This is a genomic window from Streptomyces sp. NPDC001568 (assembly GCF_042893755.1).
In the GTDB taxonomy this organism is placed as follows: domain Bacteria; phylum Actinomycetota; class Actinomycetes; order Streptomycetales; family Streptomycetaceae; genus Streptomyces.
This window is the reverse complement of sequence record NZ_JBIAVF010000005.1, coordinates 208,422-233,362: the sequence shown is the minus strand read 5'-3', so window position 1 is coordinate 233,362 and position 24,941 is coordinate 208,422. Positions and strand designations below refer to the sequence as shown.

General features: G+C 73.5%; 26 protein-coding genes. 19 read left to right on the top strand and 7 right to left on the bottom strand.

The window, feature by feature from the left end; all coding sequences use genetic code 11:
• The first annotated feature begins 233 nt into the window (after positions 1-233).
• The 5 genes from ACFY0I_RS11435 to ACFY0I_RS11415 all read left to right on the top strand — a co-directional run bounded on the left by ACFY0I_RS11435 (position 234) and on the right by ACFY0I_RS11415 (position 4,181).
• The gene (locus ACFY0I_RS11435) at positions 234-1,769 is read left to right on the top strand and encodes a phospholipase D family protein (protein ID WP_388893206.1); all 1,536 of its coding nucleotides are present in this window, start codon (positions 234-236) and stop codon (positions 1,767-1,769) included.
• A gap of 123 nt (positions 1,770-1,892) precedes the next feature.
• Entirely contained in the window at positions 1,893-2,723 is an 831-nt protein-coding gene (gene nadE / locus ACFY0I_RS11430; protein WP_388893204.1) for an ammonia-dependent NAD(+) synthetase, read from the top strand.
• A gap of 367 nt (positions 2,724-3,090) precedes the next feature.
• Positions 3,091-3,474 carry a DUF4232 domain-containing protein gene (locus ACFY0I_RS11425; RefSeq protein ID WP_388893202.1) on the top strand — a complete coding sequence of 128 codons (384 nt, stop codon included), beginning with the start codon at positions 3,091-3,093 and terminating at the stop codon, positions 3,472-3,474.
• A 157-nt stretch (positions 3,475-3,631) separates the two neighbouring features.
• Entirely contained in the window at positions 3,632-3,934 is a 303-nt protein-coding gene (locus ACFY0I_RS11420; RefSeq protein ID WP_388893200.1) for a DUF6400 family protein, read from the top strand.
• Positions 3,921-4,181, top strand: coding sequence for a hypothetical protein (locus ACFY0I_RS11415; protein ID WP_388893198.1), 261 nt, complete (start codon positions 3,921-3,923; stop codon positions 4,179-4,181). The genes ACFY0I_RS11420 and ACFY0I_RS11415 overlap by 14 nt, the downstream gene beginning before the upstream one ends.
• A gap of 25 nt (positions 4,182-4,206) precedes the next feature.
• On the opposite strand, the gene ACFY0I_RS11410 is transcribed toward ACFY0I_RS11415, so the two are convergent.
• Positions 4,207-5,061 (bottom strand): carbohydrate-binding protein, encoded by an 855-nt coding sequence (locus ACFY0I_RS11410; protein ID WP_388893580.1) that lies wholly within the window; start codon positions 5,059-5,061, stop codon positions 4,207-4,209.
• A gap of 161 nt (positions 5,062-5,222) precedes the next feature.
• On the bottom strand, positions 5,223-6,170 hold the full coding sequence (locus ACFY0I_RS11405) for an AraC family transcriptional regulator (protein ID WP_388893196.1): 948 nt from the start codon (positions 6,168-6,170) through the stop codon (positions 5,223-5,225).
• A 245-nt stretch (positions 6,171-6,415) separates the two neighbouring features.
• Between ACFY0I_RS11405 and ACFY0I_RS11400 the strand changes: the two genes are divergently transcribed.
• From ACFY0I_RS11400 to ACFY0I_RS11390, 3 genes are read left to right on the top strand one after another with little or no spacing between them, the layout of a single operon-like run.
• Positions 6,416-6,859, top strand: coding sequence for a hydrolase (locus tag ACFY0I_RS11400; protein WP_388893194.1), 444 nt, complete (start codon positions 6,416-6,418; stop codon positions 6,857-6,859).
• A 32-nt stretch (positions 6,860-6,891) separates the two neighbouring features.
• Complete coding sequence (locus tag ACFY0I_RS11395) at positions 6,892-7,194, top strand: ArsR/SmtB family transcription factor (protein ID WP_388893192.1); 303 nt, start codon at positions 6,892-6,894, stop codon at positions 7,192-7,194.
• Positions 7,191-7,583 carry a VOC family protein gene (locus ACFY0I_RS11390; RefSeq protein ID WP_388893190.1) on the top strand — a complete coding sequence of 131 codons (393 nt, stop codon included), beginning with the start codon at positions 7,191-7,193 and terminating at the stop codon, positions 7,581-7,583. Before ACFY0I_RS11395 ends, ACFY0I_RS11390 begins: the two co-directional genes overlap by 4 nt.
• Before the next feature lie 208 nt (positions 7,584-7,791).
• Here ACFY0I_RS11390 and ACFY0I_RS11385 read toward each other — a convergent pair whose 3' ends face one another.
• Positions 7,792-7,941: a hypothetical protein gene (locus tag ACFY0I_RS11385; RefSeq protein ID WP_281209375.1), complete on the bottom strand. Its 150-nt coding sequence runs from the start codon at positions 7,939-7,941 to the stop codon at positions 7,792-7,794.
• Positions 7,942-8,227: 286 nt separating this feature from the next.
• Between ACFY0I_RS11385 and ACFY0I_RS11380 the strand changes: the two genes are divergently transcribed.
• On the top strand, positions 8,228-9,733 hold the full coding sequence (locus ACFY0I_RS11380; protein ID WP_388893188.1) for an amidohydrolase family protein: 1,506 nt from the start codon (positions 8,228-8,230) through the stop codon (positions 9,731-9,733).
• Positions 9,734-9,833: 100 nt separating this feature from the next.
• A complete protein-coding gene (locus ACFY0I_RS11375; RefSeq protein ID WP_388893186.1) occupies positions 9,834-10,376 on the top strand; it encodes a GNAT family N-acetyltransferase in 543 nt (180 codons plus the stop codon).
• A gap of 222 nt (positions 10,377-10,598) precedes the next feature.
• On the opposite strand, the gene mraY is transcribed toward ACFY0I_RS11375, so the two are convergent.
• A complete protein-coding gene (gene mraY, locus ACFY0I_RS11370; RefSeq protein WP_388893184.1) occupies positions 10,599-11,666 on the bottom strand; it encodes a phospho-N-acetylmuramoyl-pentapeptide-transferase in 1,068 nt (355 codons plus the stop codon).
• Between the two features lie 112 nt (positions 11,667-11,778).
• Between mraY and ACFY0I_RS11365 the strand changes: the two genes are divergently transcribed.
• The 3 genes from ACFY0I_RS11365 (at position 11,779) to ACFY0I_RS11355 (ending at position 14,603) form a co-directional block, all read left to right on the top strand.
• The gene (locus ACFY0I_RS11365; protein ID WP_388893182.1) at positions 11,779-12,279 is read left to right on the top strand and encodes a MarR family winged helix-turn-helix transcriptional regulator; all 501 of its coding nucleotides are present in this window, start codon (positions 11,779-11,781) and stop codon (positions 12,277-12,279) included.
• Between the two features lie 60 nt (positions 12,280-12,339).
• Positions 12,340-12,912, top strand: coding sequence for a hydrolase (locus ACFY0I_RS11360; RefSeq protein WP_388893180.1), 573 nt, complete (start codon positions 12,340-12,342; stop codon positions 12,910-12,912).
• Between the two features lie 182 nt (positions 12,913-13,094).
• Positions 13,095-14,603 carry a glutamate synthase subunit beta gene (locus ACFY0I_RS11355; RefSeq protein WP_388893178.1) on the top strand — a complete coding sequence of 503 codons (1,509 nt, stop codon included), beginning with the start codon at positions 13,095-13,097 and terminating at the stop codon, positions 14,601-14,603.
• A gap of 119 nt (positions 14,604-14,722) precedes the next feature.
• On the opposite strand, the gene ACFY0I_RS11350 is transcribed toward ACFY0I_RS11355, so the two are convergent.
• Positions 14,723-15,667 (bottom strand): nucleoside hydrolase, encoded by a 945-nt coding sequence (locus ACFY0I_RS11350; RefSeq protein ID WP_388893176.1) that lies wholly within the window; start codon positions 15,665-15,667, stop codon positions 14,723-14,725.
• Between the two features lie 345 nt (positions 15,668-16,012).
• On the opposite strand from ACFY0I_RS11350, the gene ACFY0I_RS11345 reads away from it, so the two are divergent.
• The 3 genes from ACFY0I_RS11345 to ACFY0I_RS11335 all read left to right on the top strand — a co-directional run bounded on the left by ACFY0I_RS11345 (position 16,013) and on the right by ACFY0I_RS11335 (position 19,604).
• Positions 16,013-17,419 carry an MFS transporter gene (locus ACFY0I_RS11345; RefSeq protein WP_388893174.1) on the top strand — a complete coding sequence of 469 codons (1,407 nt, stop codon included), beginning with the start codon at positions 16,013-16,015 and terminating at the stop codon, positions 17,417-17,419.
• Between the two features lie 74 nt (positions 17,420-17,493).
• Positions 17,494-18,234, top strand: a complete 741-nt coding sequence (locus tag ACFY0I_RS11340) for a response regulator transcription factor (RefSeq protein ID WP_388893172.1) — start codon at positions 17,494-17,496, stop codon at positions 18,232-18,234.
• On the top strand, positions 18,231-19,604 hold the full coding sequence (locus tag ACFY0I_RS11335) for an ATP-binding protein (RefSeq protein WP_388893170.1): 1,374 nt from the start codon (positions 18,231-18,233) through the stop codon (positions 19,602-19,604). Before ACFY0I_RS11340 ends, ACFY0I_RS11335 begins: the two co-directional genes overlap by 4 nt.
• 19 nt (positions 19,605-19,623) lie before the next feature.
• Here ACFY0I_RS11335 and ACFY0I_RS11330 read toward each other — a convergent pair whose 3' ends face one another.
• On the bottom strand, positions 19,624-20,592 hold the full coding sequence (locus ACFY0I_RS11330) for a TAXI family TRAP transporter solute-binding subunit (RefSeq protein ID WP_388893168.1): 969 nt from the start codon (positions 20,590-20,592) through the stop codon (positions 19,624-19,626).
• Between the two features lie 281 nt (positions 20,593-20,873).
• On the opposite strand from ACFY0I_RS11330, the gene ACFY0I_RS11325 reads away from it, so the two are divergent.
• Positions 20,874-21,515, top strand: a complete 642-nt coding sequence (locus ACFY0I_RS11325) for a thiol:disulfide interchange protein DsbA/DsbL (protein ID WP_388893166.1) — start codon at positions 20,874-20,876, stop codon at positions 21,513-21,515.
• A gap of 44 nt (positions 21,516-21,559) precedes the next feature.
• On the opposite strand, the gene ACFY0I_RS11320 is transcribed toward ACFY0I_RS11325, so the two are convergent.
• Positions 21,560-22,117, bottom strand: a complete 558-nt coding sequence (locus ACFY0I_RS11320; RefSeq protein WP_388893164.1) for a hypothetical protein — start codon at positions 22,115-22,117, stop codon at positions 21,560-21,562.
• A gap of 343 nt (positions 22,118-22,460) precedes the next feature.
• Here ACFY0I_RS11320 and ACFY0I_RS11315 point away from each other — a divergent pair, with 343 nt between their 5' ends.
• Both ACFY0I_RS11315 and ACFY0I_RS11310 read left to right on the top strand, forming a co-directional pair.
• Positions 22,461-23,825 (top strand): cytochrome P450, encoded by a 1,365-nt coding sequence (locus ACFY0I_RS11315; RefSeq protein ID WP_388893162.1) that lies wholly within the window; start codon positions 22,461-22,463, stop codon positions 23,823-23,825.
• Between the two features lie 29 nt (positions 23,826-23,854).
• Entirely contained in the window at positions 23,855-24,919 is a 1,065-nt protein-coding gene (locus tag ACFY0I_RS11310; RefSeq protein WP_388893160.1) for an amidohydrolase family protein, read from the top strand.
• Positions 24,920-24,941 lie beyond the last annotated feature (22 nt).

The window sequence follows — 24,941 nt, the reverse complement described above, 5'->3', positions numbered from 1 at the left end:
CGTACCCGTCGGCCGGGCGGCGACGGCAGGACCCCGCCCGGTGCCGCGCCGTCGCGGGGCTCGCCCGCATGGGTGGGCGGCGTGGGGGTAGGCGCCCGACGAGGGAGGGCTGTGCTGTGGAACTTTCCGATTGGCTGCTGACAACCCGTGACCGCGGGAATCCGGCGACTCGCCTGGATTCGCGCCGTGCTGGGGGCTTGGCCTGGGCGGCGGGCAATGACGTCCGGCCCCTGGTGCACGGCAGCACGTACTTCCGGGAGCTGCTCGCCGGGATCCGCGCCCAGGAGCGCGGGGACCTGCTGCTGTTCACCGACTGGCGGGGCGATCCCGACGAACGCCTCGCCGGCGAGGGCACCGAGATCGGCCGGGTGCTGCGCGAGGCGGCCGAGCGGGGTGTGATCGTCAAGGGCCTCGTATGGCGCTCCCACCTGGACGGCTTCCAGTTCAGCGCGACGGAGAACCGCCACCTCGGCAAGGAGGTCGAAGCGGGCGGCGGTGAGTTCCTGCTGGACATGCGGGTCCGCCCGGGCGGCTCACACCACCAGAAGCTCGTCGTGCTGCGCCATCCCGGCCGCCCCGAGCGCGACGTCGCGTACGTCGGCGGGATCGACCTGTGCCACGGACGCAACGACGACGCCGCGCACGGCGGTGACCCGCAGTCCGTGCCGTTCGCCGACGCGTACGGGCCGCGACCCCCGTGGCACGACGTACAGCTCGCGGTGCGCGGCCCTGCCGTCGGTGACCTGGAGGCGGGTTTCCGCGAGCGGTGGGAGGACCCGGCGCCGCTGACGCGCAGCCCGTTGATGCGGCTGCGCCAGCGCGCCCACGGTGAGGACGAGCACGCCGACCGGCTGCCGCCGCAGGCACCCGATCCCGAGCCGTGCGGCACCCACACCGTGCAGGTGCTCCGCACCTATCCGAACCGCCTGTTCCGGGGCTACCCCTTCGCCCCCGACGGTGAGCGCAGCATCGCGCGCAGCTACCTCAAGGCCGTCGGCCGGGCCCGGAGCCTGATCTACCTGGAGGACCAGTACCTGTGGTCCCCGCAGGTGGTGGAGCACTTCGCGCGGGCGCTGGCCGCCCGCCCCGAACTCCACCTGATCGCCGTCATCCCCACCGTGCCCGAGCAGGACGGGCCCGTCACCCTGCCGATGAACCTGGTCGGACGGATCACCGCGCTGGAGCGGCTGCGCCGCGGCGGCGGGGACCGGGTCGCGGTGTACGGCTTGGAGAACCACGCCGGTACGCCGGTGTACGTCCACGCCAAGGTGTGCGTGATCGACGACGTGTGGGCGTCGGTGGGCTCCGACAACGTCAACCTGCGGTCCTGGACGCACGACTCGGAGCTCAACTGCGCCGTCCTGGACACCGCGAGGGACCCGCGCGAGCCCCTCGATCCCGCCGGGCTGGGGGACGGAGCACGGCGCTTCGCCCGGGATCTGCGGCTGGAACTCTCGCGCGAACACCTCGACGCCGAGCCGGAACCGGGGCCGGACGCACCGGACGCGTCGGGATCGCCGGCCGCGCCCGAAGCAGCGGATGCGCTCTGCGATCCGATGCGCGCGTTCGAACGGTTCGCCTCGTCGGCCGCGGCCCTGGACGCCTGGTATGAGGGCGGTCGCCGGGGACGACGACCGCCGGGCCGGCTGCGGGCCTACCGCCCGCAGGACCTGTCCGGGGCGACCAGGGCCTGGTCCCTGCCCCTGTACCGGTTGCTCGTCGATCCGGACGGCCGCCCGCTGCGCGTGCGCCGGCGCGGCGCGTTCTGAGGCCTCCGCCGGCGCCGCGCGCGAGGGCGCGGCACCGGCGGATCCGGCGCCGGCCGTGTCGACTAGGGTCGACCGGACAGCGCGCCACGGAGCGCACGACGAACCACCACACGAGGAGCAGCCGTGAGCCAGCCGGCGTCCACCGCCCTGCAGCAGGAGATCGCCCGGGAACTCCAGGTGTCGCCGACGTTCGACGCCCTGCGGGAGATCGAGCGCCGGGTGGCCTTCCTCACGGAGCGGCTGACCTCGACCGGCCTGCGGTCCCTGGTCCTCGGGATCAGCGGCGGCGTGGACTCCACCACCGCGGGGCGGCTGTGCCAGCTCGCCGTCGAGCGGGCCCGCGCGGCCGGTCACGAGGCGACGTTCTTCGCCATGCGACTGCCCTACGGCGTGCAGGCCGACGAGAAGGACGCCCAGCTCGCGCTCGGGTTCATCAACGCGGACCGGGTCCTGACCGTGGACGTCAAGCCCGCGAGCGATGCCGCCCTGGAGGCCTCCGTGGCCGGTGGCACCGCCTTCCGGGACGCCGCGCACCAGGACTTCGTTCAGGGCAACATCAAGGCGCGGCAGCGCATGATCGCCCAGTACGCGGTGGCGGGCGCGCACGACGGTCTCGTCGTCGGCACCGACCACGCGGCGGAGGCGGTGTCCGGTTTCTTCACCAAGTTCGGCGACGGCGCCGCCGACCTCGTCCCGCTGACGGGCCTGACCAAGCGCCGGGTGCGTGCCGTCGCGGACGCGCTGGGCGCCCCCGCCCAGTTGGTCTGGAAGGTCCCGACGGCCGACCTGGAAACCCTCGACCCGGGCAAGGCCGACGAGGACGCGCTCGGTGTCACGTACGACGACATCGACGACTTCCTGGAGGGCAAGCCGGTCGGCGAAGCGGCTTTCGACACGATCGCCCGCCGCTACCGCCTCACCGAGCACAAGCGGCAGCTGCCGATCGCCCCGTAGGCAGTACGTTCCCCCTGCCGTTCCGGGCCGCCGTGGCGGCCCGGGACGCCGGGACGTGCGCCCCGTGGGATGGTGGAAGGGGCGGATCGGGGGGACTGAACCGACCCGGCACGGGATTGCCGCGGGCTTGCGGCGCGCCCGTCGGGCGGGGAGAGGAACCCCGATGAAGGGCACGACGAGAAGCCGCGCGAGCACGGCCTCCTCCCGATTGCTCGCGGCCGCCGTCCTGGCGGGTGGCGTGCTGGCGGGTGCCGGGCCGGTGGCGGCGGCGACAGCGACAGCGACAGCGACAGCGACAGCGACAGCATCGATCTCGACGGCCGAGGCGCGACGGGCGCCGGCCGCTCCCTGTCCTCACACCCAGCTCGTGGCCAACAGCGCCGAGCGCGTGGGGGCTGCGGCGGTACGGATCACCGTGATCAACGACGGCCCGAAGCCGTGCGCGTTGCGCGGCTTCCCGACCGTGGCCCTGGCGGGCCAGGGTTCCCCGGACAAGAACGAGCCGCTCGGCGTCGTACGGGACGGCACGGCGCGGTCGGTCACGCTGCCGGTCGGTGGACGGGCGACGACGCAGCTCAGCTTCACTCCGGTACTCGGCGAGGCCGACGGGTTCTGCAAGTCCGGCGCCACACCGACCGTCGCACCCTCGCTCGTCCTGGGCGTCGGCGGCGGAGGCCTCCAACTGTCCCCGGCCGACGGAGGCGACTTCGCCCTGTGCGGCAACAGTGTCCGCGCGACCGCCTTCCGTTGAGCACTCCGTACGTGCGGATCCGACCAGCCCGCGACCACCGGAGGGCCGGCCTCCCGGAGGTCAACGGTGTCCGCAGCCCGGGCCCGGAGGGCGGCGCCGGCCGGCTGTGACTCCGCCCACCCGGACTTGACCCACGAAGGAAGGGTTACCTAAGTTCATGGGCATGAGCCCGCACCACCCCACCCCTCCCCCCGGCCAGGACGGCCCCGGAGACCGGCCGGACGACGTCCCGCCGGTCGTCGACTTCACCATCGACCTGACCTCCCAGGAGATGCTCCGGCGGTCCCTGGTGATGGCCGCCCTCGGATCCGACTGGGACCCGGTGGAGGTGTTGCGCGGCGAGGAGGCGGCGTACGACCTCCTGTACTCCGGCCTGGACGACGAGCAGCAGCGCGTGTACGAGGACCTGGTCGCGGCCGGTGTCCTGCCCCGGCGCGGGGGTGGCCATGCTGCCGCTTGACCCCCAGGCGGACATCGGCCGCCGGGCCTGGGTGCCCTGCCCGAACTGCGACGACACCCTGGCCTGCACCCCGTGCGGGGACGGCCGGACGTGCTCGCGGCACTGGCGCTACATGCTCTCCAACTCCGGCAGCCTGATCCACCTCCAGTGCCCGGGATGCACGCACATCTGGGCTCACGAGACCGGATTCGGTGCCACCCGCTCCCTGTGGAGCCGCGTGACCAGCGGCCTGATGCCCCGCCGCTGAGGCCGACCGCCCGCCGCTCCCGCCATCAGCCCCTGCGCCAGAGGGCGGGTACGTTCGGGGGCTCCCAGCCGGGCACGGCCACGTGCGCCTGGAGGCAGATCCAGGCCGTCGAGCCGTAGGTGACCCGGTCGCCCGCCCGGTACGAGGTCCCCGCCGCCCACCCCCCACCGGTCGGCGTCGCGGTCGGCGTGGGCGTGGGGGTCTGCGGTACGTCCAGGACGAAGTCGAAGGTGCCCTCCTTCCCCGGGCCCGCCTGGCGCACGGTCATCAGCAGTCGGGCGTCGAATATCGAATCCGTGGCGTTGCGCGGCTCCCCCGGAAAGTACAGCTGGGTGGTCAGCACGGGCCGGCCGGGCGCCTGCACCTTGACGTGCACGTGCCGGGTGCGCCCGGGATAGAGGCCGGGAACGATCGTGGTCAGCCGGAACACGCCCTGCGCGTCGGTGAACTGGTGGCCGCGGAAGCCGTAGCCGGTGTTGTCGTAGGCGCCGTTCACATCGGCCTGCCAGAAGTCGAGGAGGGCTCCGGCGACGGGCAGGCAGGCCCGGCCGAAGACGTACCCGCTGATGGTGAGGCGGGTGCCGGGGGTGGAGGCCGTCACCAGTGAGGTGCGCCGCGGCGAGTTCGGTTTGAAGTACGGGCCCTCGGTCTGGGGCACGGTCGGCTCGTCCCCGTCGTCGCAGGCGGGGGTGAGTTCGGGCAGGGCCCCGTTCGCCGCCGTTCCCCGCTGGTCGCGGGCCAGGGCCGCGCCGCCGCCGAGCAGCAACGGGGTGGCGCCCGCGAGGGCTGCGGCCTTGAGGAAGTTCTTGCGGCTGAGGCGGCTGCCCGCGCCGGCGCGACCCTCGGGGCGGGGCGCGGGGTGGGCGCCGTCCGCCGGGATCGGTCGGGGTTGGTCGCCGGTTCGGTTCTCGTCGATGGGCACGCGTCGACTCCTTCGCGCTCGTGGGGGGGGTGCGCCTGGTGCCTGCGCCGGAGTCCCGGGCCGCGGTGGGGCGCGGCCCGGGCGGGTGGCGACGGACCCGTCGGCCGGTTCCGTCGGCGTCACGCTACGGTTCCCGGCCCGGCGGCCGCGATGGACCGGATCCGGGGATCGTGGTGAATTCCTCCGGTGCCGGAGGCGGTCGGACCGGTGGCGATCCCGAGCCGGTAGTCGCCCGGCGTCAGGCCGGTCTCGCGGCGGAAGAACCGGCAGAAGTAGGCGGGGTCCGCGAAGCCGGCGCCCCGGGCGACCTGCCCGATCGTCAGGTCGGTCCGGGCGAGGAGCCGCTTCGCCTCCAGCGTCCGCCTGCGGCGGATCAGGCCGCCGGGGGTCTGCCCGGTGGCCTCCTTGACCCGCGCGTGCAGGTGCCCGGAGGTGACCCCGAGCCGCTTCGCGCAGTCGGCGACGGAGAGCCCCGTACCGTCCGGTGAGGCGATCAGGCGCGTGAAGGCGGCGGCCAGTTCCACGGCCCGGCCCGCCGGGACGGGGCTGCTCCCCGGGCCGGGTTCGCAGGCGCGCAGGGCCCGTACGACCAGGACGTGCAGGTAGGCGCGCAGCACCCCGGCGTACCCCTCGCGCAGGTCCCGGTACTCGCGCTCCATCTCCTGGAACAGTGAGGCGATCCCGTCCCGGCCGTCGTCGGGGCGCAGCCAGGGCCGGGCGGCGAGCAGGTCCAGCGCGGCTGCGTCCTCGGGGTGGCCGAGCAGGAAGTCCTCGTTGAACAGCATCACGTGTCCGGTGAGGTCGTCGGCGTCCTCCCAGTGGTGGACCTGACCCGGGGTGATCACGCACAGGTGGGGCGGGTCCAGGGGCCGGTGGGCGAGTTCGAGGACGTGCGCGCCGCTGCCGCCGGTGACGAGGACGATCTCGTAGAACGCGTGGCGGTGGGGGAATCCCGCCCGGGAGAGCGGCCCGATGGAGTCGAAGGTGCCGATGGCGAAGGGGAGCAGGTGCGGGAGCGGTACGTCGAGCCGGTGCAAGGGCAGTTCACTGCCGCGGGTCGCGCTCACGGGGCGGCCCGGTGCGGGGCGGCCTGACTCGGGGCGGCCCGGCGTGGGGTGGTCCGGCGTGGGGTGGTCCGGCGTGAGGTGGTCCGGCGTGAGGTGGTCCGACCCTGCGGGGCTCGGCGTGGCGTGATCCGTAACTCGTCCATCGGGACAGTCTGCGACCCGTTCCCGGCGCCGGCCCAGAGCGCGGACCGGCCGGCGCGACCCGTGCCCGCCGGCCCGCTCCCCCACCGGTCAGGATGGGCGGCATGGATCCCCGTCTCGAAGCCCTGCCGGACGCCTTCCGGGCCGTCCCCTACGCCGGCTCCCGCTACCCCGGCTCCCCCGCCGTGAGCCGGCTGCCCGGCCTCGCCCCGGGCGCCAACTGCCAGCTGTTCGCCTACGAGGTGCTGCGGCACTTCGGCAGGTCCGTGCCCCCGCTGCGCTCCCGCGAACTGTGGAACGACACCCGGCACACCGTCCGGGTCGCGCAGCCCGATGTCCTCGACCTGCTGTTCTTCAACGCGGACACGGACCCGTACGGGGCACACGTCGGCGTGTGGGCCGGCCCGGACGCGGTCCTCCACCTGAGTGCCGAGGTGGGCCGGCCCGCCGTGTGGAGCCTCGCGGACTTCACGGCCCACGACCGCTACCGCGTGCTGCTCGGGGCCAAACGGGCGGAACCGCTCGGGTCGGGGCACCCCTCGACTTGATAGGCAAGCGAACGTTTGCCTATGGTGTGGTCGTGGCCGATGACCTCTTCAAAGCTTTGGCCGACCCCACCCGCCGCACCATCCTCGACGAGCTCTCCGAGAAGTCCGGACAGACACTGTTCGAGATCTGCGCACGGCTGAGCATGAAGCACCAGCTCGGCATCTCACGTCAGGGCGTCTCGCAGCACCTCGCCCTGCTGGAGGCCGCGGGGCTCGTCGAAACCAGGCGGGAGGGGCGCTACAAGTTCCATGAGCTGAACACGGCCCCGTTGCGGCAGATCGCCGAGCGGTGGCCCGTGCCCGACACCTCCGAACCCGAGGAGATCACCCCATGAAGATCCACATGACCAGCGTCTTCGTCGACGACCAGGCCGAGGCCCTGCGCTTCTACACCGAGATCCTCGGCTTCGTGAAGAAGCACGACGTTCCGTTGGGCGGACCGGACCGGTGGCTGACCGTCGTCTCGACCGACGAGCCCGGCGGCACCGAACTGCTGCTGGAGCCCTCCGGCCACCCGGCCGTCAAGCCCTACCGCGACGCGCTCCTCGCGGACGGCATCCCGCTCGCCCAGTTCGCCGTCGAGGACGTGACGGCGGAGTACGAGCGCCTGACCGCCCTCGGCGTCCGCTTCACCCAGGAGCCCCTGGCGATGGGCCCCGTCACCACCGCCGTCTTCGACGACACCTGCGGCAACCTGATCCAGATCGCCACGGAGCCGCGGTAGGCGATGCGCCGCCCGGGGCACCGTCACGGGACCCGAGGAGCAGGCCGGTCCCGCCGGTCCGCCCACGAGTCGGGCGGTCCCGGTCACCCGTGGTCCGGGTGGGCGCGACGGCCACGCCCGCCCGGATGCGACCGGGGGCGCCCGCCCGATCCCGGGTGGGCGCCCCCGGCCGTACCGGAAACGCCGGCATTCCGCCTGCCGGCCGCCCTCAGCGCCTGCCGCCGCGCAGCCGGGTGAGCATCCGACGGGCCGCCGCCCGCTTCCCCGGATCGGCCGCGGCCCGCCGGGCCGAGGCGATGGTCCGCTGCCCCTGCGGGCTACGACTGAACTCCTTGATCTTCGCGAACAGTCCGGGCATGGCTCCTCCAGAGCGTCATCGTGCGCAACGTCCCTGGGCGGATACCCCGCAGACGCCCCTTGAACCGGCGCCACCAGGCAGGATCTCCATGCCAGTTGGGCGGTTGGACGGCTCCTCGCCATCGCACCTCCACCCGAGGTTTGAAACAAACTGTTGACGCGGCTCTTTCGGGACGGCCCCGGGCTGGCGCACCATCCGGATACGAACCCGTGTGTACCCGAACGTGCCTGACGATCCGTGAGTCCACAGGAGCGCCCCGCGCCATTCCGTCGGGAGGTAGCACGACATGGACCCGCTCAGCGAATGTCCCGGCACCACCGCACCGGTACCGGAGTCAGCAGCACAGGCCGTAGGACCCGTCCCGGCTCCGCCCCCGGATCCCGGGCGCCGCAGGGTGTTGGCCGGTCTGGGCATGGCCGCGGCCGGTCCGTTCGTGCTCGGCGCGGGGCGGACCCGCCCGCGGGACGCACCGGTTGCCGCCGGCCCCACCGGCCGGGCCACCGTCCTGCGGAACGCCGCGCTGGTGCTCACCATGGACCCCGCCCTGGGCGACGGGCCGCTGGGCACGGTGGAGGGGGCCGACGTCCTGATGCGGGGCGGGGTCGTCGTGGCGGTCGGGCGGCGGCTCGGCGTACCGGCCGGAACCAGGGTGATCGACGCCTCCGACCGCTTGCTGATGCCGGGTTTCGTCGACGTCCACACCCACCTCTGGCAGTCCTCGATGCGCGGCGGCTGTTCGGGCCGTGACCTCTTCGGCTGGCTGGCCGAATGCAACAGGCCGACGTTCTCCCGGATCCCACCGACCGACATGTACCGGTTCGTTCGCCTGGCGGCCCTGGACTCCGTGCAGTCCGGGGTGACCACGCTGGTGGACTGGGTGGACGCCCTCCCGTACGACACGACCACCCAGTACGTGCGGGCACTGGCCGACACCGGCGTGCGCTTCACGTACGCCATGTTCCAGCCGGAGGCGCGGGCCGATCTCCTGTCCCGGGTGAAGAGGGAACTCATCGACCCGCTGCCGCTGGCCTCGGCGCAGATCGCCACGCACGCGGCGCGCGCCATCGAGGGGCTCAACCGGATGCACTGGGAGATCGCCCAGGACCTCGGCGTCATGCTCAACAGCCACGTCCTGGAACGCGTCGAGCAGCGCGCGGACGATCCGCTCGCGGTGCTCACCGGCATGGGAGCCTTCGGCCCCCACCTGCTGATGAACCACGCGATCCACCTGACGGACGACGAGATCGCCGCGATCGCCGCCCACGACGTCCGGGCCGCGCACTGCCCGCTGAGCAACATGCGGCTCGCCTCGGGCGTGATGCGGCTTCCCGACCTCGGCCGCCGGGGCGTGAAGGTCGGGCTGGGGCAGGACGGCGGAACCAATGACTCCTGCGACTTCTTCGCCCTGATGAAGAGCGCCATCGGCCTGCAAAGGGCACGCTCGCTGGACGCGTCGGTGTTCCCGCAGGTCCAGGACGTCCTGCGGGCCGCGACGATCGGCGGCGCCGAGGCGATCGGGATGGCCGACCGGGTGGGGTCATTGACCCCGGGCAAGCGCGCCGACGTCCTCGTGCTCGATCCCGGCACGTTGAACTTCGCCCCGCGCTTCGACCGGATCGGCCAGATCGTCTTCAACGGCCGTCCGGAGAACGTCGAGGCGGTCTTCGTGGACGGCCGCCCGCTCAAACTCGACGGCCGTCTCGTCGATGTCGACACCGCACACGTCGTGCGCGAGGCGGAGGCCGCCGCGACCCGCCTCCGCGCCGGCGCCCCCGCCGACCGGCGGGCGTAGGGCGCGACGAGCTCCCCCGTCGGCAGGATAATCCGGTGATCCGATGGCCGGTCGCCGGATATCCTGCCTCCTCCCGCACCGGCCACGGAGGTCCCCCAGCATGAGCAGCAGCACGCCGTCCTTTCCCGACCGGATCGAGCTGACCGGGGAGGGCCTGGTCCTGCGCGACTGGACGGAATCGGACCTGGCGGCGATGCCCGAGCTGTTCGACCACCCCGACATCGCCTACTGGACCCCGATCGTCTCCCCCTTCGACGAGGAGGCCGCCCGCACCCGCCTGGACCGGGCCCGGCAGCTGCGTACGGACGGTACGGCCCTGCTGCTCGCCATCACCGTGGACGGCGGCGCCGCGCTCGGCGAGGTGATGCTCAAGCGGGCGCCCGAGGGAACCGAGCTCGGCTACGCCGTCGGCCCGGCCCACCGGGGGCAGGGGCTGGCGGCCCGCGCGGTGCGGGTGATGGCCGCGTACGCCTTCGATCAGCTGGGCGCGGATCAGGTGATCCTGGAGCTGGAGGCCGAGAACGCCTCCAGCGTCGGCGTGGCCACGCGGGCCGGATTCCGGCTCCTCGACGTGCCGTTGATCAAGGGCGAGGAGAAGGGCCGGCCGTACGTGCTCCAGACCTGGGGCCTCGACCGCCCCTGACCCGGACCGCGCCGGTGCGCCGTCGACGGGCGGCACGCACGGCGGCGGGAGCGGGCGGGTCCCGGCGGCGCTTCGGCGGCAACGGGCTGCTCATCGCCCTCTCCCAGCTGCTGCCGCTGCCGCGCGACCACGACCGACGCGTGGAGAACCCGACCGGCGCACGACCCACCGGACGGGCCCCGGCCTTACGGGTCCCTCCTGGGTGATCCGGGACGACCCGTGTCAGAGCCGGGCGCCGACCACGTAGAAGACGCCCAGGCCGACGATCACGCACATGCCCTGGACGATCCAGAACCGGACCACGACGAGGACTTCCGACCAGCCCTTGAGCTCGAAGTGGTGCTGGAGCGGGGCCATGCGGAAGACGCGTCTGCCGGTCAGCTTGAACGAGCCGACCTGGATGACGACCGACATCGTGATGAGCACGAAGAGACCGCCGAGCAGGACGAGCAGCAGCTGGGTCCGCGAGCAGATGGCGAGGCCCGCCAGGGCGCCGCCCAGGGCGAGGGAACCGGTGTCGCCCATGAAGATCTTGGCGGGCGAGGTGTTCCACCAGAGGAACCCGAAGCAGGCGCCCATCAGAGCCGAGGCGACGACGGCCAGGTCGAGGGGGTCGCGGACCTCGAAGCAACCCGTGGGGTCGACCAGCCCCAGGGCATCGGCGCAGGACTTCTGGAACTGCCAGATGCCGATGAAGGTGTATCCACCGAAGACCATCACCGCGGCGCCGGTGGCCAATCCGTCGAGTCCGTCGGTGAGGTTCACGCCGTTGGACATGGCCAGGATCATGAACAGGGCCCAGACCACGAAGAGTACGGGGCCGATCCTCCAGCCGAAGTCCGTGACGAACGAGATCCGCGTCGAGGCCGGCGTCTGACCGCGCGCGTCGGCGAACTGGAGGGACAGGACGGCGAAGGCGGTGCCGACGACCAACTGTCCGGACATCTTCGCCTTGGCGCGCAGGCCCAGGGAACGCCGCTTGACGATCTTGATGTAGTCGTCGAGGAATCCGACCAACCCCATCCCCGCCATCAGGAACAGCACCAGCAGGCCGGGGTAGGTGGCGGGCTCCCCCGTGATCACCTTGGTCAGGGCGTACGCGGCGAGCGTCGCCGCGATGAAGGCGATGCCGCCCATCGTCGGGGTGCCGCGCTTGCCGTGGTGCCCGCGCGGCCCGTCGTCCCGAATGAACTGGCCGTACCCCTTCCGGGCCAGGACCTTGATCAGTAACGGCGTGCCGACCAGGGTGAGGACGAGCCCCAAGACCCCTGCGAAAAGTATCTGGTTCACCTCCCCATCATCCCCACCGGGGACGGCGGCCCCACCGCCGCCCACCGGCCCGGCCGTTCGGAATACCAAGGCTTACTTTGCAGTCGTCCCGTACGCCCGTTATGGTCGGTTTATGAACGTGGTGGACCCGACCGGCCCGGCTGACCCCGCGGCAGAATCCCCGGATCCCTCGGACCCGGATGACGTCGCCCAACGGCTCCGGGACACCGCCGAAGAGCTCCAGCTGGTGGTGAGCCTGATGGTGCGGCACCTGCGCATGGCCTCCGCCGGGAGCGGCGTGACCCTGGGGCAGGTGTCGGTCCTCAAGCGCCTCGATCGCGAGGGGCCCCGTACGATCACCGACCTGGCCCGGGCCGAGAAGATCCGCCCGCAGTCCCTCAACGCGACGGTCGGCGCCCTCCGGGCCGGCGGATACGTCGAGCGCGCCGCGCACCCCACCGACGGCCGCCGCAAGGTGATCACGCTGACGGACCGGGGCCGCCGGCTCGTGGCGGAACGTCAGGAGGCCGGCCGCGGCAGGCTGGCCGATCTGATGGCCCGCCGCCTCGCCCCGGCCGAACAGCGGACCGTGGCCGCGGCCGTCCCGCTGCTGCGCCGGCTGGCCGAAGCCTGAACCACGAGCGGAACGCCTCTTCACACCCCCGGACCACCGACGGAAGGACACCCCGCACCCATGAGCGACGCCCTGAACCTCGAGGACGACACCGCCCTGGTCCTCATCGACCTGCAGAACGGCATCCTGGCCCTGCCCACCACCAGGCCCGCGGACGAGGTCCTGCGCCGGGGCGTCCGGCTCGCCGAGGCCTTCCGGGCCCGCAAGCTCCCGGTGGTCCTGGTCAAGGTCGCCTGGTCGCCCGACGGCGGCGACCTGCCCACCCTCGAAGTGGACCGTCCCGGCCCCGCTGCCGCGCCGCCCGCGGCGTTCTCCGAGATCCCCGCGGAGCTCGCCGCGCTGGCCGACGTCGTCGTGACCAAACGGCACTGGGGTGCCTTCACCGGGACCGAGCTGGACCTCCAGCTGCGCCGCCGCGGCATCCACCGCATCGTCCTGGGCGGCATCTCGACCAGTATCGGCGTCGAATCCACCGCCCGCACGGCCTGGGAACACAGCTACCGGCTCGTCTTCGCCGAGGACGCCACCGCCGACACCGACCCCGAGGCGCACGCCCACAGCTTCGGCCGGATCTTCCCCCGCATCGGCAAGGTCAGCACCACCGACGAGATCGTCGCGGCCCTGCGGATCTGAGGCCCGGACGGGCCCCGGCCGGTGCCCCGGACGGGCGCCGGCGCACCGAGCGGAAGCCTCGCCCGGTGCGGCGTACGCTGAGTGGAACGCCGCACACCTCACGCCTGTGGGACCCGCCCGCCACGAGCACCTGGTACCCCGTGCGGTGCGCGCACGCCGCGCACGATCCAGGGAGGCGGCGCGTGACCGATCCGTTCGGCTTCCTCAGGATCCCCCGCGAGGCCGTACCCGCCCGCCCCGTCGAGGAGCGGCTGCGCGACTGGCGCGAGGTCCACGCGGGACAGGCGCTGCTCCCGCTCGTCTCCCGCCAGGCCGACCGCTGCATGGACTGCGGGATCCCGTTCTGCCACGTCGGCTGCCCGCTCGGGAACCTCGTACCGGAGTGGAACGCCTTCGCCGCGCACGGTGACTGGGCCGCCGCGTACGAGCGGCTGCACGCCACCAACAACTTCCCGGAGTTCACCGGCCGGCTCTGCCCGGCCCCCTGCGAGGACGCCTGCGTCCTGACCATCAACTCGGATCCGGTGACCATCAAGAACGTCGAGCAGGCGATAGCCGACGAAGGTCTGCTCCGCGGCTGGATGACGCCCCGCCCGCCGGAACGCCGCAGTGGCAAGGCGGTGGCCGTCATCGGCTCCGGCCCGGCCGGGCTGGCCGCCGCGCAGCAGCTGACGCGGGCCGGTCACGCCGTCGTCGTCCACGAGCGGGCGGACCGGATCGGCGGGCTGCTGCGCTACGGCATCCCCGAGTTCAAGATGGAGAAACGGCACCTGGACCGGCGGATCGACCAGATGCGGGGCGAGGGCACGGCCTTCGTCACCGGGTCGGACGTCGGCGGGTCGGTCAGCGCGACGGGCCTGCGGAGCCGGTACGAGGCGCTGGTCGTCGCGGTCGGGGCGGGTGAGCGCAAGGAGCTGCCGGTGCCGGGACGCGAGCTGGACGGGATCCACCAGGCGATGGACTACCTGACCCTGGCCAACCGGGTCCGGGAGGGCGATCTCTCGGCGCCGCGGGTCACCGCGCAGGGCCGGCACGTGGTGATCGTCGGCGGCGGGGACACCGCCTCGGACTGCCTGGGCACGGCGCTGCGGCAGGGCGCCCTCTCCGTGGTCCAGTTGGACATCAATCCGGAACCCGCGCCGGCCCGCGCGGACGGCGAGCCCTGGCCGATGTACCCGAAGGTGTACCGGATCTCCCACGCGCACGCCGAGGCCCGCGGGCTGGCCGGGTACGACCCCCGGCTCTTCGCCAGCGCCACGTTGTGCTTCGAGGGGGACGCCTCGGGACGGGTACGGGCCCTGCACCTGAGCTCCGTCGAGCCGGCCGGCCGCACGCCCCTGACCGGCACGGAGCGCGTACTGCCCGCCGGGCTGGTCCTGCTGGCGCTCGGCTTCGCCGGTCCGGAGCGGGCGGGCGGCCTGCGCGAGCAGTTGGGCCTGGAGTGGGACGCGAGCGGGAACTTCGCCCGCGACGCCGGTTTCGCGGCCGCCGGCGGGCGGGCGCCCGGGGTGTTCGTGGCGGGCGACGCGGGCCGGGGGCAGTCCCTGGTGGTGTGGGCCATCGCGGAGGGTCGGGCCGCTGCCGCGGCGGTCGACCGGTACCTGATGGGCTCCACCTGCCTCCCGGCGCCCGTCGCGGCCCACGACCGGCCGATGACCGCTCTGGGCCGCATGCGCTACGGGACCGAATAGCGGGGCGGCGGGATTCAGGACGGACGGGAGCTTGGAGGGGGCACTTCGGGTGCGACAGGAGCTTCGGGGGCGCCTCGGGTGCGACAGGAGCTTCGGGGCGCCTCGGTGCGACGGGCGCCTCAGGTCCGCCGGGAGCCGAGGGCCTCGACCGCACCGACCATGCGGTCCCAGAACCGTTCGGTGTCCAGGCCCACCGCGACCCGGGCGTTGACGGGGCGGCCCAGGTAGTGGTGGAGGTCCACGACCGTGGCTCCGCGGGTGTGGCTGCCGTGCAGTTCGATCGCGACGGTCGCGTCCACGCACTCCACGATCGAGGGGTCGATGACGCGGGCCACCGCGACGGGGTCGTGCAGCGGCGGGTGCGGCATGCCCCACAGCCGGTGGTAGGCCGAGGCGAAGTAGGCGAGCAGTTCGGCGCAGGTGCGCCCCAACTCGGTGCCGAGCCCTTCGAACCGGGCCAGTACCTCGGGAGTGGCCAGCGCCTGGTGGGTGACGTTGAGCCCGCACATCGTGACGGGCACCCCGCTGTCGAGGACGACGGCCGCCGCCTCCGGATCGGTGTGGATGTTGAACTCGGCCGCCGGGGTGCGGTTGCCGCGCTCGGTGGAGCCGCCCATCAGCACGATCTCCCGGATCCGGGAGGCGCTGTCGGGGTAGCGGGTCAACAGCAGGGCGATGTTCGTCAGCGGAGCGGTCGGCACGAGCGTGACGGGCTCGGGGTGTTCCAGCAGGATCCGGTGGATGAGGTCCACGGCGTGCTCGGGGACCACGTCGACCGTGGGCGGCGGGAACCGCGGTCCGTCCAGTCCCGATGCGCCGTGCACGTCGGCGGCGACGACCAGCGGCTGGATCAGGGGCCGGTCGCAGCCGGCGGCCACGGGTACGTCGGTGATCCCGGCGAGGGTGCACACCCGCCGGGCGTTGAGGGTCGTCTTGTCCAGGGTCTGGTTGCCCGCCACGGTGGTGATGGCGAGCAGGTCGACCGCGGGGTCGGCGGCCGCCAGCATGATGGCGAGGGCGTCGTCGTGGCCGGGGTCGCAGTCGATGATCATCGGTACGGGCACGGGCGGTCCTCCGCGTCGGGAAGAGCTGACGGGCCCAGTCTGCCCCGCACCGGACGCCCCGGGCCGTCCGACGCCGGGGGCGTGGCCGAATGTGACCGCCGCCCGACGCGGCGGTGCCCGACCGGCGGAACCGGGCCGGCGGCGCGCGATCCCCGGGGCCCGACCGGCGGCGCCCGGGAGCCCGACCCATCCCCCGGGGACCCGTTCGCGTGCGCCTTCCTTAGCGGAACGTTAGATCTGCGCGGCGGACCTTGCCCGCCGCAGGCGCCGACCGCATGCTCTGGGCACTCCCCCACCACCGGGGCGTTCCCCCCTCCCCCTCAGGGACTTCCCTCTGGAGCCGCCATGTCCGCGCCCGCCGTCGTGCCCGTACCGCCCTCGCCCGCGGACGAGCGCAAGAAGCGCCGTCTCGCCCTGATCGGCGGGTCCCTGGGCAATCTCGTGGAGTGGTACGACTGGTTCGTCTACGCCAGTTTCGCGATCTACTTCGCCGACTCCTTCTTCCCCAACGACAATCCGACCACGCAGTTGATGAACACGGCCGGCATCTTCGCCGTCGGTTTCCTGATGCGTCCCGTCGGCGGGTGGATCCTGGGCCGCGCGGCCGACCGGCACGGCCGCAAGAGCGCGCTCACGCTCACGGTCACGATGATGTCGGTGGCCGCCCTGCTGATCGCCGTGGCCCCCACCTACGGCCAGGCCGGCTACTTCGGCGCCCTGGTGCTGCTGCTCGCGCGGCTCCTGCAGGGGATGAGCATCGGCGGCGAGTACGCGGCCAGTGCCACCTACCTGACCGAGGCGTCGGCCCGCAACCGGCGCGGGCTGGGTTCGTCGTTCCAGTACGTGTCGATGACGTGCGGTCAGCTCCTCGGCCTGGGCATCCTGATCACGATGCAACACACTCTCACCACAGCGCAGTTGGAGAGCTGGGGTTGGCGGATCCCGTTCCTCCTCGGGGCCCTGTTCGCCGTGGTCGTCTTCTGGCTGCGGCGGCGGCTCCAGGAGACCGACGCGTTCAAGGAGCAGTCGTCGGGCGAAGGGGAGCACGACGACAGCACGCGCGGCACGCTGAAGGTCCTGTGGGAGCACCGGCGGCAGGCGGGCCTCGTCATGGCGCTCACCCTCGGCGGGACCGTGGCGTACTACACGTACACCACGTACCTCACCAAGTACCTCGTCGGCAGTGCGGGCATGCCGAAGACGACCGCGACCCTGGTCAGCTTCACCGCGCTCGCCCTGTTCGCGGTGCTGCAACCCTTCGCCGGCATGCTGTCCGACCGGATCGGCCGCCGGCCGCTGCTGATCACCTTCGCGGTGGGTTGCACCGTCGGCACGTACCCGATCATGACCGCCCTCGGGTCGGCGTCCTCGTACTGGTCCGCGCTGGGGTTGTCGCTGCTGGCGCTGGTGATCGTCACCGGCTACACCTCCATCAACGCGGCGGTCAAGGCGGAGCTGTTCCCCACCCGGGTGCGCGCCCTGGGCGTGGCCCTGCCGTACGCGATCGCCAACGCCCTGTTCGGCGGCACCGCGGAGTACGTGGCCCTGTGGTTCAAGAGCAGCGGCCACGAGAGCATGTTCTTCTGGTACGTCTCCGGGTGTGCGCTGATCTCCCTCGTCACGTACGTACTGATGCCGGACACCCGCAACGCCGCGCTCAGCCGCGCCGAGGCGGAGGCCGACGCGGCCGCGGACGGCAAGGCGCGACCGACGGCCACCCCCGCGACGGCCCCGGAGCGGGCCGCGCGCTGAACCGGCGGCGGTGATCCGGTGCGGCGGCTCCCGTAGTCTGCTGCCCCGGATCACGCGTCACGAGGGAACTGTCCATGCACGCTCTGCTCGTCGAGGACGACGACCGCATGGCCCACGCCCTCGGGACCGCCCTCGCCCAGCGCGGACACACCGTCCGCCGGGTGGGGCGCGCCCTGGACGCCCTGCGGCACGTGCACGAGGCCGAGTTCGTCCTGCTGGACCTGGGGCTGCCCGACCTCGACGGGCTGGAGCTGCTGCGCCGGTTGCGGACGGTCTGCGACGCTCCGCTGATCGTGGTCACGGCGCGCTGCGAGGAGCGGGACATCGTGCAGGGGCTGCGGGCGGGCGCCGACGACTACGTCGTCAAGCCGTTCCGGATGGCCGAGCTGATGGCCCGCGTCGACAGCGTCCGGCGCCGTTCGGCCGCCCGCTCGGGCCCGGCGGGCCCCTCCGGTCCGGTCCCCGGAGCGGGCGGTGACCGGATCGTCCGCAGCGGGGACGTCGCCGTGGATCTGGCGCGCCGCACGGTCACCGTGGCGGGTGGCGAGGTCCGGCTGACCCGCAGGGAGTTCGACGTCGTCGCCTTCCTCGCCGAGCGCCCCGACGAGGTCCACGCCCGTGAGGAGATCCTGGACCGTATCTGGGGCGACGCCTTCCTCGGGGTCTCCCGCTCCCTCGACGTCCACGTGGCGGGCATCCGGGCCAAGACCGCGCGGTCCTGGCTGGTGCGGACCGTACGCGGCTTCGGCTACCAGCTCGGCGCCCCGGCCGCCGGGACCGGACCGCAGGGCGCGGCGGGCGGCGGCCCGCGATGAGGCGACGGCTCCTGGCCGTGCTGATGGTCCTCATGGGGGTCGCCGCGCTGCTGCTGAGCGTCCCGCCGGCCGACGCCTATGCCCGGGGCCGCACCGAGCACCTGTTGCTGCAACGGCGTTCCGAGGCCGTGCGGTTCGCCGATCTCGCCGAGCGGATGCGGACGGACGCCGACCGTGCGGAGCTGTCCGCCGAGATCGGCCGGTACGCCCAGTTGTACGGCGCCGGGGTCGTCGTGGTCGACACCGCCGGAACAGCGGTCGCCCGGGCCGGAGGGCGGGCCGACGCCGCCGCCGGGGCGACCGAGGCCCGCGAGCGTGCGCTCACCGGCCGGTCCACCGACCGGCTCCCCACGCTGCGTCCCTGGGGGCCGCGCGCCGTCGTGCTGGCCGAGCCGGTGGGCCGGGACGAGCGGGTCAGCGGCGCCGTCCTGATGACGCTGCCGACCGCCACGGCCCGGCGGGACGTGGCGGTCCGCTGGTCGCTGATCGGCGCCGGGGCGGTGGCCGCCTTCACCGCCGCCGCCCTGGTCGCGGTCGGGATCACGCGGTGGCTGCTGCGGCCGGTCCTGGATCTGGACCGGGCCGTGGAGAAGCTCGCCGCCGGTAGCCTGCGCGCCAGGGCGGTGTCCGAGACCGGTCCGCCCGAACTGCGCCGGCTGCGGCTGCACTTCAACGCGATGGCGGAGGCCATGGCCGACTCGATCGGACGGCAGCGCGACTTCGTGGCCGACGCCTCGCACCAGCTGCGCAATCCGCTGGCCACCCTGGTGCTCCAGCTGGAGAACGTGGAGCCGTACGTCTCCCCGGGCCCCGGCCTGGCCGAACACACCCGGGCCCTCGACGAGGCGGAGCGCCTGGAGGAACTCCTCGACGGCCTGCTGGCCCTGGCCCGGGTGGAGTCCGGCACGGCGGAGCTGCGCGAGCAGGACGTGGCGGCCTCGGTACGGGACCGGGTGCGGGCCTGGACCCCGGTGTTCGCCGGGGCCGGGTTGGAGCTGGCGCACGCGTGCCCCGAGGAGGGGCTGCGGGCCCGCGCGCTGCCCGATGCCGCGGGCCGGGTCCTGGACGCGCTCCTCGACAACGCCGTCAAGTTCGTACCGGCGGGCGGACGCGTCGAGGTGACCGTCACGCGGGAGGACGACGGCGCGGTCCTCGTCCGGGTCCGCGACGACGGCCCGGGCGTACCTCCCGATCAAGAGGGCCTGCTGCTGCGACGTTTCGCCCGGTCCCCCGAGCACCAGAACGTCCGGGGCAGCGGGTTGGGGCTGGCCATCGCCGAGGAGATCGCACGGGTCAGCGGCGGCCGGCTCGACGTGGGCGGCAACGAACCGCGCGGGCTGTTGACCGAACTCCGGCTGCCACCCGCCTGAACCGCCCGGCCGGGCGCGGTCAGCCGTACACCGAGCGGTAGTACGCCACCGCTCCCGGGTGGAGGGGGACGGCCCCGGTCGAGATGGCGAACCGGGGTTCCAGCCGCGCTCCGGCGGTCACCTCCCGCAACAGGTCCCGCCACCGGTCGAACACCACCCGCAGCACGTCGCGCACGGCGCCGTCCGGCAGGTCGGCGCGGGCGAGGAGGTAGTTGCCGACGCCGATGGTCCCGACCGGCTCCGTCAGCCCGTACGCCCCCGCCGGAAGGGTGACCGCCGTGTAGACGGGCCCGTGGCGCCCCCGCAGCGCGCCGACGTGTCCGTCCAGCGGCAGGAACCGGACGGGGCGCTCCCGGGCCAGCTCCGACAGGGCCGGGGTGGGCACGCCGCCGGACCAGAACAGTGCGTCGACCGTGCCCTCGCGCAGCGCCGACACCGATTCGGCGAGGCCCAGCTCCCGCTCCCGCGCGGCGGCGACGTCCGTGCCCACGCCGGCCGCCCGGAGCACCCGACCCGCCACGACCCGCACCCCCGACCCGGCCGCGCCGGCCGCGACCGGCCGTCCGGCGAGCTGTTCCACCGAGTGGACCGGCCCGTCCCTCGGGACGAGGAGGTGGGTGTAGTTCACGTAGACCCGGGCCAGCGCGGTCACCGGGACGGGCCGCGCGAAGGGTTCCCGTCCCAGGACCGCGTCCTCGGCGGCATCGGCCATGGCCAGTGCCAGGTCGACGCTGCCGTCCTCCAGTTTCCGCAGGTTGTTCACGCTGGCCGCGGTGCCCACGGGCGCGATCCGCGTGCCGGGGCCGCTCGCGGCGACGGCTCGGGCCAGGGCCTCGCCGAACGCGTTGTACGGGCCGCCCCGGGGGCCCGTCGCGAGCCGGAGCCGCCGCTGCGGGCCGGAGCCGGCCGTACACCCGGCCAGCGCCGCGGCGACCGCCAGGGCGCCCGCGCCCACGGCCTGCCGGCGGCTGGGCTGTGCTCTGTTCACGGCGCCAGCGTAGGTGGTGTGCCCGGCCGGTCGTCGGGGCCGGGGCTGCGGGCTCCGTGAGGAAGGATCCCCGAAGGGGCTGTTTTTGGCCTCGGGGTGGCCGGGATCGGTGTTTCGCGACCGGTGGGCGGACACATACGTTCCGTCCTGGGCACTCCTCCCGAGGGACGGCACGACACCGTCCCGCGCGGGCCGGGCGTACGCCCCGAGGACACCGGCCGCGTGACGGCGACGTCACGTCGGCCCCGGGTCCGGCACGTTCGAGACGGAGGAGCCCGCCCATGGCTGACGCAAGCCAGGACCACACTCGCGTGAACGGCCCGGCCCCGGCCGGCGCGGGTACGGGCCCGATCACGGTCGAGGCCTTCTTCTGGTACTCCGACTCGCACGCGTTCGAGCTCCAGCCGGTGCTGGACGCCTGGCGCGGCGCCAACGCCCACCGCGTCGCGTTCCGGTGGATCCCCGCGGACTTCGACCGCACGCCGGGCAGCCGGCAGAACTTCAAGCCGCAGCAGCGCCTGCACTTCGCGCTGGAGGCGCTGGGCGCCGGCGAGTTCCACGAGCGGGCCTTCACGGCCATCCACCGGGACCGCGTGCGCCTCAACACCGACGCGGCGGTCCTCGCCTGGGCCGCGGAGCAGGGTTTGGACGCGGCCGGTTTCACCGCGGCCGTCGCCTCCGCCCCGGTGGAGTCCGGGATCCGGCACGCCGACGCGCTGCTCCAGGCGTACGGCATCCAGGGGGTGCCGGCTCTGGTGGTCGACGGCCGTTTCCTGACCGGGCCGGGGTTGGTCAGGGAGACCGCGGCGGGCTTCCCCGGAACGCTGGCCGCCCTCGACCGGCTGGTGGCGCGTGTCGAGGGCGAGCGCGGCGGTCGGGCCGCGGGTCGGGCCCACCCGGTCGGCCCTCGTTCGGGGTCCTGAAGCGGCCTCTCGGCGGCGTCATCCGGCCCGCCGCCGGTCGGGGTTCAGGCGGCCGGCTTGGGGCGGGTGGTGCCGGGCAGGCAGGTGACCGCGCGGTTGAAGGTTTCGAAGGTGCCGGCGGGGTTCTTCTTCCACAGCCACATGTGCAGGGCGTAGTGCACCGGCTGGCCGGGGAAGTTCCCGCGCTGGGGACCCTTGAACGGGATGCCGAACAGCTTCGGACGGTCGTCGTCGGTCGTCACGTCCTGGTCGCGGTCGAAGACCGTCCACTGGACCCCGATGAGGCGCTTGCCGCCGCGCCCGTCGTCCTCGTAGAACAGGGCGGCGGGCTTCGCCGGGTCGACGGAGTTGTCGTGGCCGTGGTTGAAGTGCGGGTAGCCCAGGGCCCCCGCTCCGGCGCGCTCCACGCAGTACTTGTCCGGTACGTAGCCCGCCTTCACGGCGCTCGCGTGCCGCTGGAACGGCGCGGTGGCCCGGTACGTGGCGGCCCGGTCGGCGGCGGCCCTGGCGGTGTCCGCGCCGGTGGCGGCGGGTGCGGCGACGGCCGCCAGGGTGGCGAGCGAGGCGGCCGTGGCGAGGGCGAAGGTGAGGGTTCGGGGCATGGGGGAACTCCTGGGGTGCATCGTCCGGGGAGCGCCGTCCGGTCGGGACCGTGACGGCGCGCCCCCGGCTGCGGGCGGCTGCACGAGCAGCCTTTCCCCGCTCCGGGCGGACGCCACCGGTCGCGATCGGACGGCTGACGGCCGGTCGGCCGACGGCGCGCGGGGCGGGCCGCGTCCGCCGGCCGGCCGCCTACCCACGGCGGGGCGGGGCGGGGGCCGCCCTCGGCGGCATCGGGCGAAGGGGCGGCCGGCTCACTCGAACGAGCCACGGACCGTTTCGCGGCCGGGGACCGCAGGGAACCCGTGAGTGGCCGAACGCCGGCTTCACGGAGGGTACTCAGACATGGCGCAGGAGAATGCGGCACCGAACGGCGGCGAAGCGTTGCGGGACATCGTGGCGTCCGTGTCCAGGGGCGCGCCGGAGTACCGGACGTGCCCTCACGCCGCCTACGCGGCCCTGCGCGAGCAGGCCCCGGTGGTGCGTCTGACGCCCTCCCACGGCGTCGACACGTATCTGATCACGCGCTACGACGACGCCCGCGACGCGTTGTCCGATCCCCGCTTCAGCAAGAACATGCGCGGGGCCCTCGACACCTACCACGCCGTGTACGGCAGCTTCTTCGACGACCTCGACGACAACGTCCTCAACTCGGACCCGCCCCGGCACACCCGGCTGCGCCGCGCCCTGAGGGCCGCCTTCAGCCCGCGGCGGGTGGAGGGGATGCGGCCGAGGATCACCGAGATCGCGGAGCGGCTGCTCGCCGCGTGTCCGAAGACGGATCCGGTCGACCTGATCCCCGCGTTCGCCTTCCCGTTCCCCATCACGGTGCTGTGCGAGCTGATGGGGATTCCGGAGGCGGACCGTCCGGAGATCCTCGGACAGTTCTCGGTGGTGACGCGGGCCCGGTTCGATCCCCGGATGGAGGCGGAGCTGAGGGCTGCCGAGGAGTGGCTCCAGGCCCGGCTGAACCGTCTGATCGCGCACACCCGCGCCCACCCGTCGGACTCCTTCCTCAGCGACCTCATCCGGGCGGAGGACGGCCTGGACGACGCGGAGCTGGTCTCCTCCCTGTGGGTGCTGTTCTTCGCGGGGCACAAGACCACCGCGTTCCAGATCGGAAACTCCGTCCTGGACCTGCTGCTCCGTCCCGACCAGTTGGAGAAGCTGCGGCTGAACCCCGCGCTGATCCCCGGGGCGGTGGAGGAACTCGTCCGCTTCGAGGGTTCCGTGGAGACCTCCACCTTCCGCTACGCCGCCGAGGACGCGGAGGTGCGGGGCACGCTCATCCCCAAGGGCTCGCTCGTGCAGATCGCCATCTCCTCCGCGAACCGGGACCCGGACCAGTTCGGCGCCCCCGACGTCCTGGACGTGACCCGCGAGGGGATCCAGGGCATGCACCTGGGCTTCGGGCACGGCACGCACTACTGTCTGGGCGCGCCGCTGGCCCGGCTCGAACTCGACATCGCCCTGTCCTGCCTCCTGCGGGAGTTCCCGGAGATGGAGCTGGCCGAGTCCGAGGAGGAGGCGCGGGCGGCCCGGTTGAAGGGGCCGGTGGCGGCGTTCCGCGGGCTGGAGCGGCTACGGCTCGTGCTGGAGCCCGTACGGTCCTCCCCGGGCCGAGGCGCGAAGGCGACGCCCCGCACGGCGGGCACGCCGATCGCGCCGATCGCCGGGGCCGCGCCGGCCGCCGTCGTACCCGGCAACTGACCAGACCCTTCTACGGACGGTGAATCGGCATGCCTGAATCCGCGAGCCCCACCGGGCTGGGCCTTCTGGGAACGGCGTCGGACGAGCGCCCCGGCCCCGCCGGCGACGTCGCCTCGCCCGGTACGGGAGCGCCCCACGCGAACCGGTCGAAGATCGACATGCACCACCACTTCTGTGCGCCCGAGTGGCTCGACTGGGCGGTGCGCCACGAACTGGTCGACCCGAAGCGGCTGCCGCCGTGGACGCGGCTGGGCACCGACGCCGCGATCGCCTTCATGGACCGCGCGGGCATCGCCACGGCGGTCCTCAAGCCCATGCTGCCCGCCCGCTACCACTCCACGGCGCAGCAGCGCGAGGCGATCAACATCACGCTGCAGTCGATGATCGAGGTGGCGACCTCCCACCCGGGGCGGTTCTCCTTCTACGTCCCGCTCTTCCTGGACGACCCGGACGCCTCCTCGTGGGCGATCCGGCGCGGACTGGGGCAGCTCGGCGCCGTCGGCGTGAACGTGACGGCCAACTACGGGGGCGTCTACCTCGGGGACCCCTCCTACGACCGGGTGTTCTCCGAGCTGAACGAGTTCGGCGCGGTGGTCGACACCCACCCGCACAACCTGCCGGACGGCCCGCCCGGACCGGCGACCGTTCCGGGGATCCCCAACTTCATGTGCGACTTCCTGTTGGACACCACCCGGGCCGCCGTGAACATGATCAGCAAGCGGACCTTGGACCGGTTCCCGGACATCTCGGTGATCCTGCCGCACGCGGGCGGGTTCCTGCCGTACATCGCGACGCGGCTCCAAGCCCTCGGCCGGTTCTGCGAGCCGCCCGTCGACCCGGGCACCGTCCGCGACCACCTGGGGCGCTTCCACTACGACACCGCCGGGCCGATGGCGAGCGCGGCGACCCTCCTCGCCCACGTGCCCGCCGAGCGGATCCTCTTCGGCACCGACTGGCCCGCCGCACCCGCCGACACGGTCACCGACCTGGCGTTGCCGGCCCTCGACTCCGATCCGGCCTTCACCCCGGAGCAGCTCCGGGGCATCTACCACGACAACGCGCTGCGCCTGATCCCGCAGCTCGCCACCGTTTGACGTCCGCGCGTTCTCGACCCCC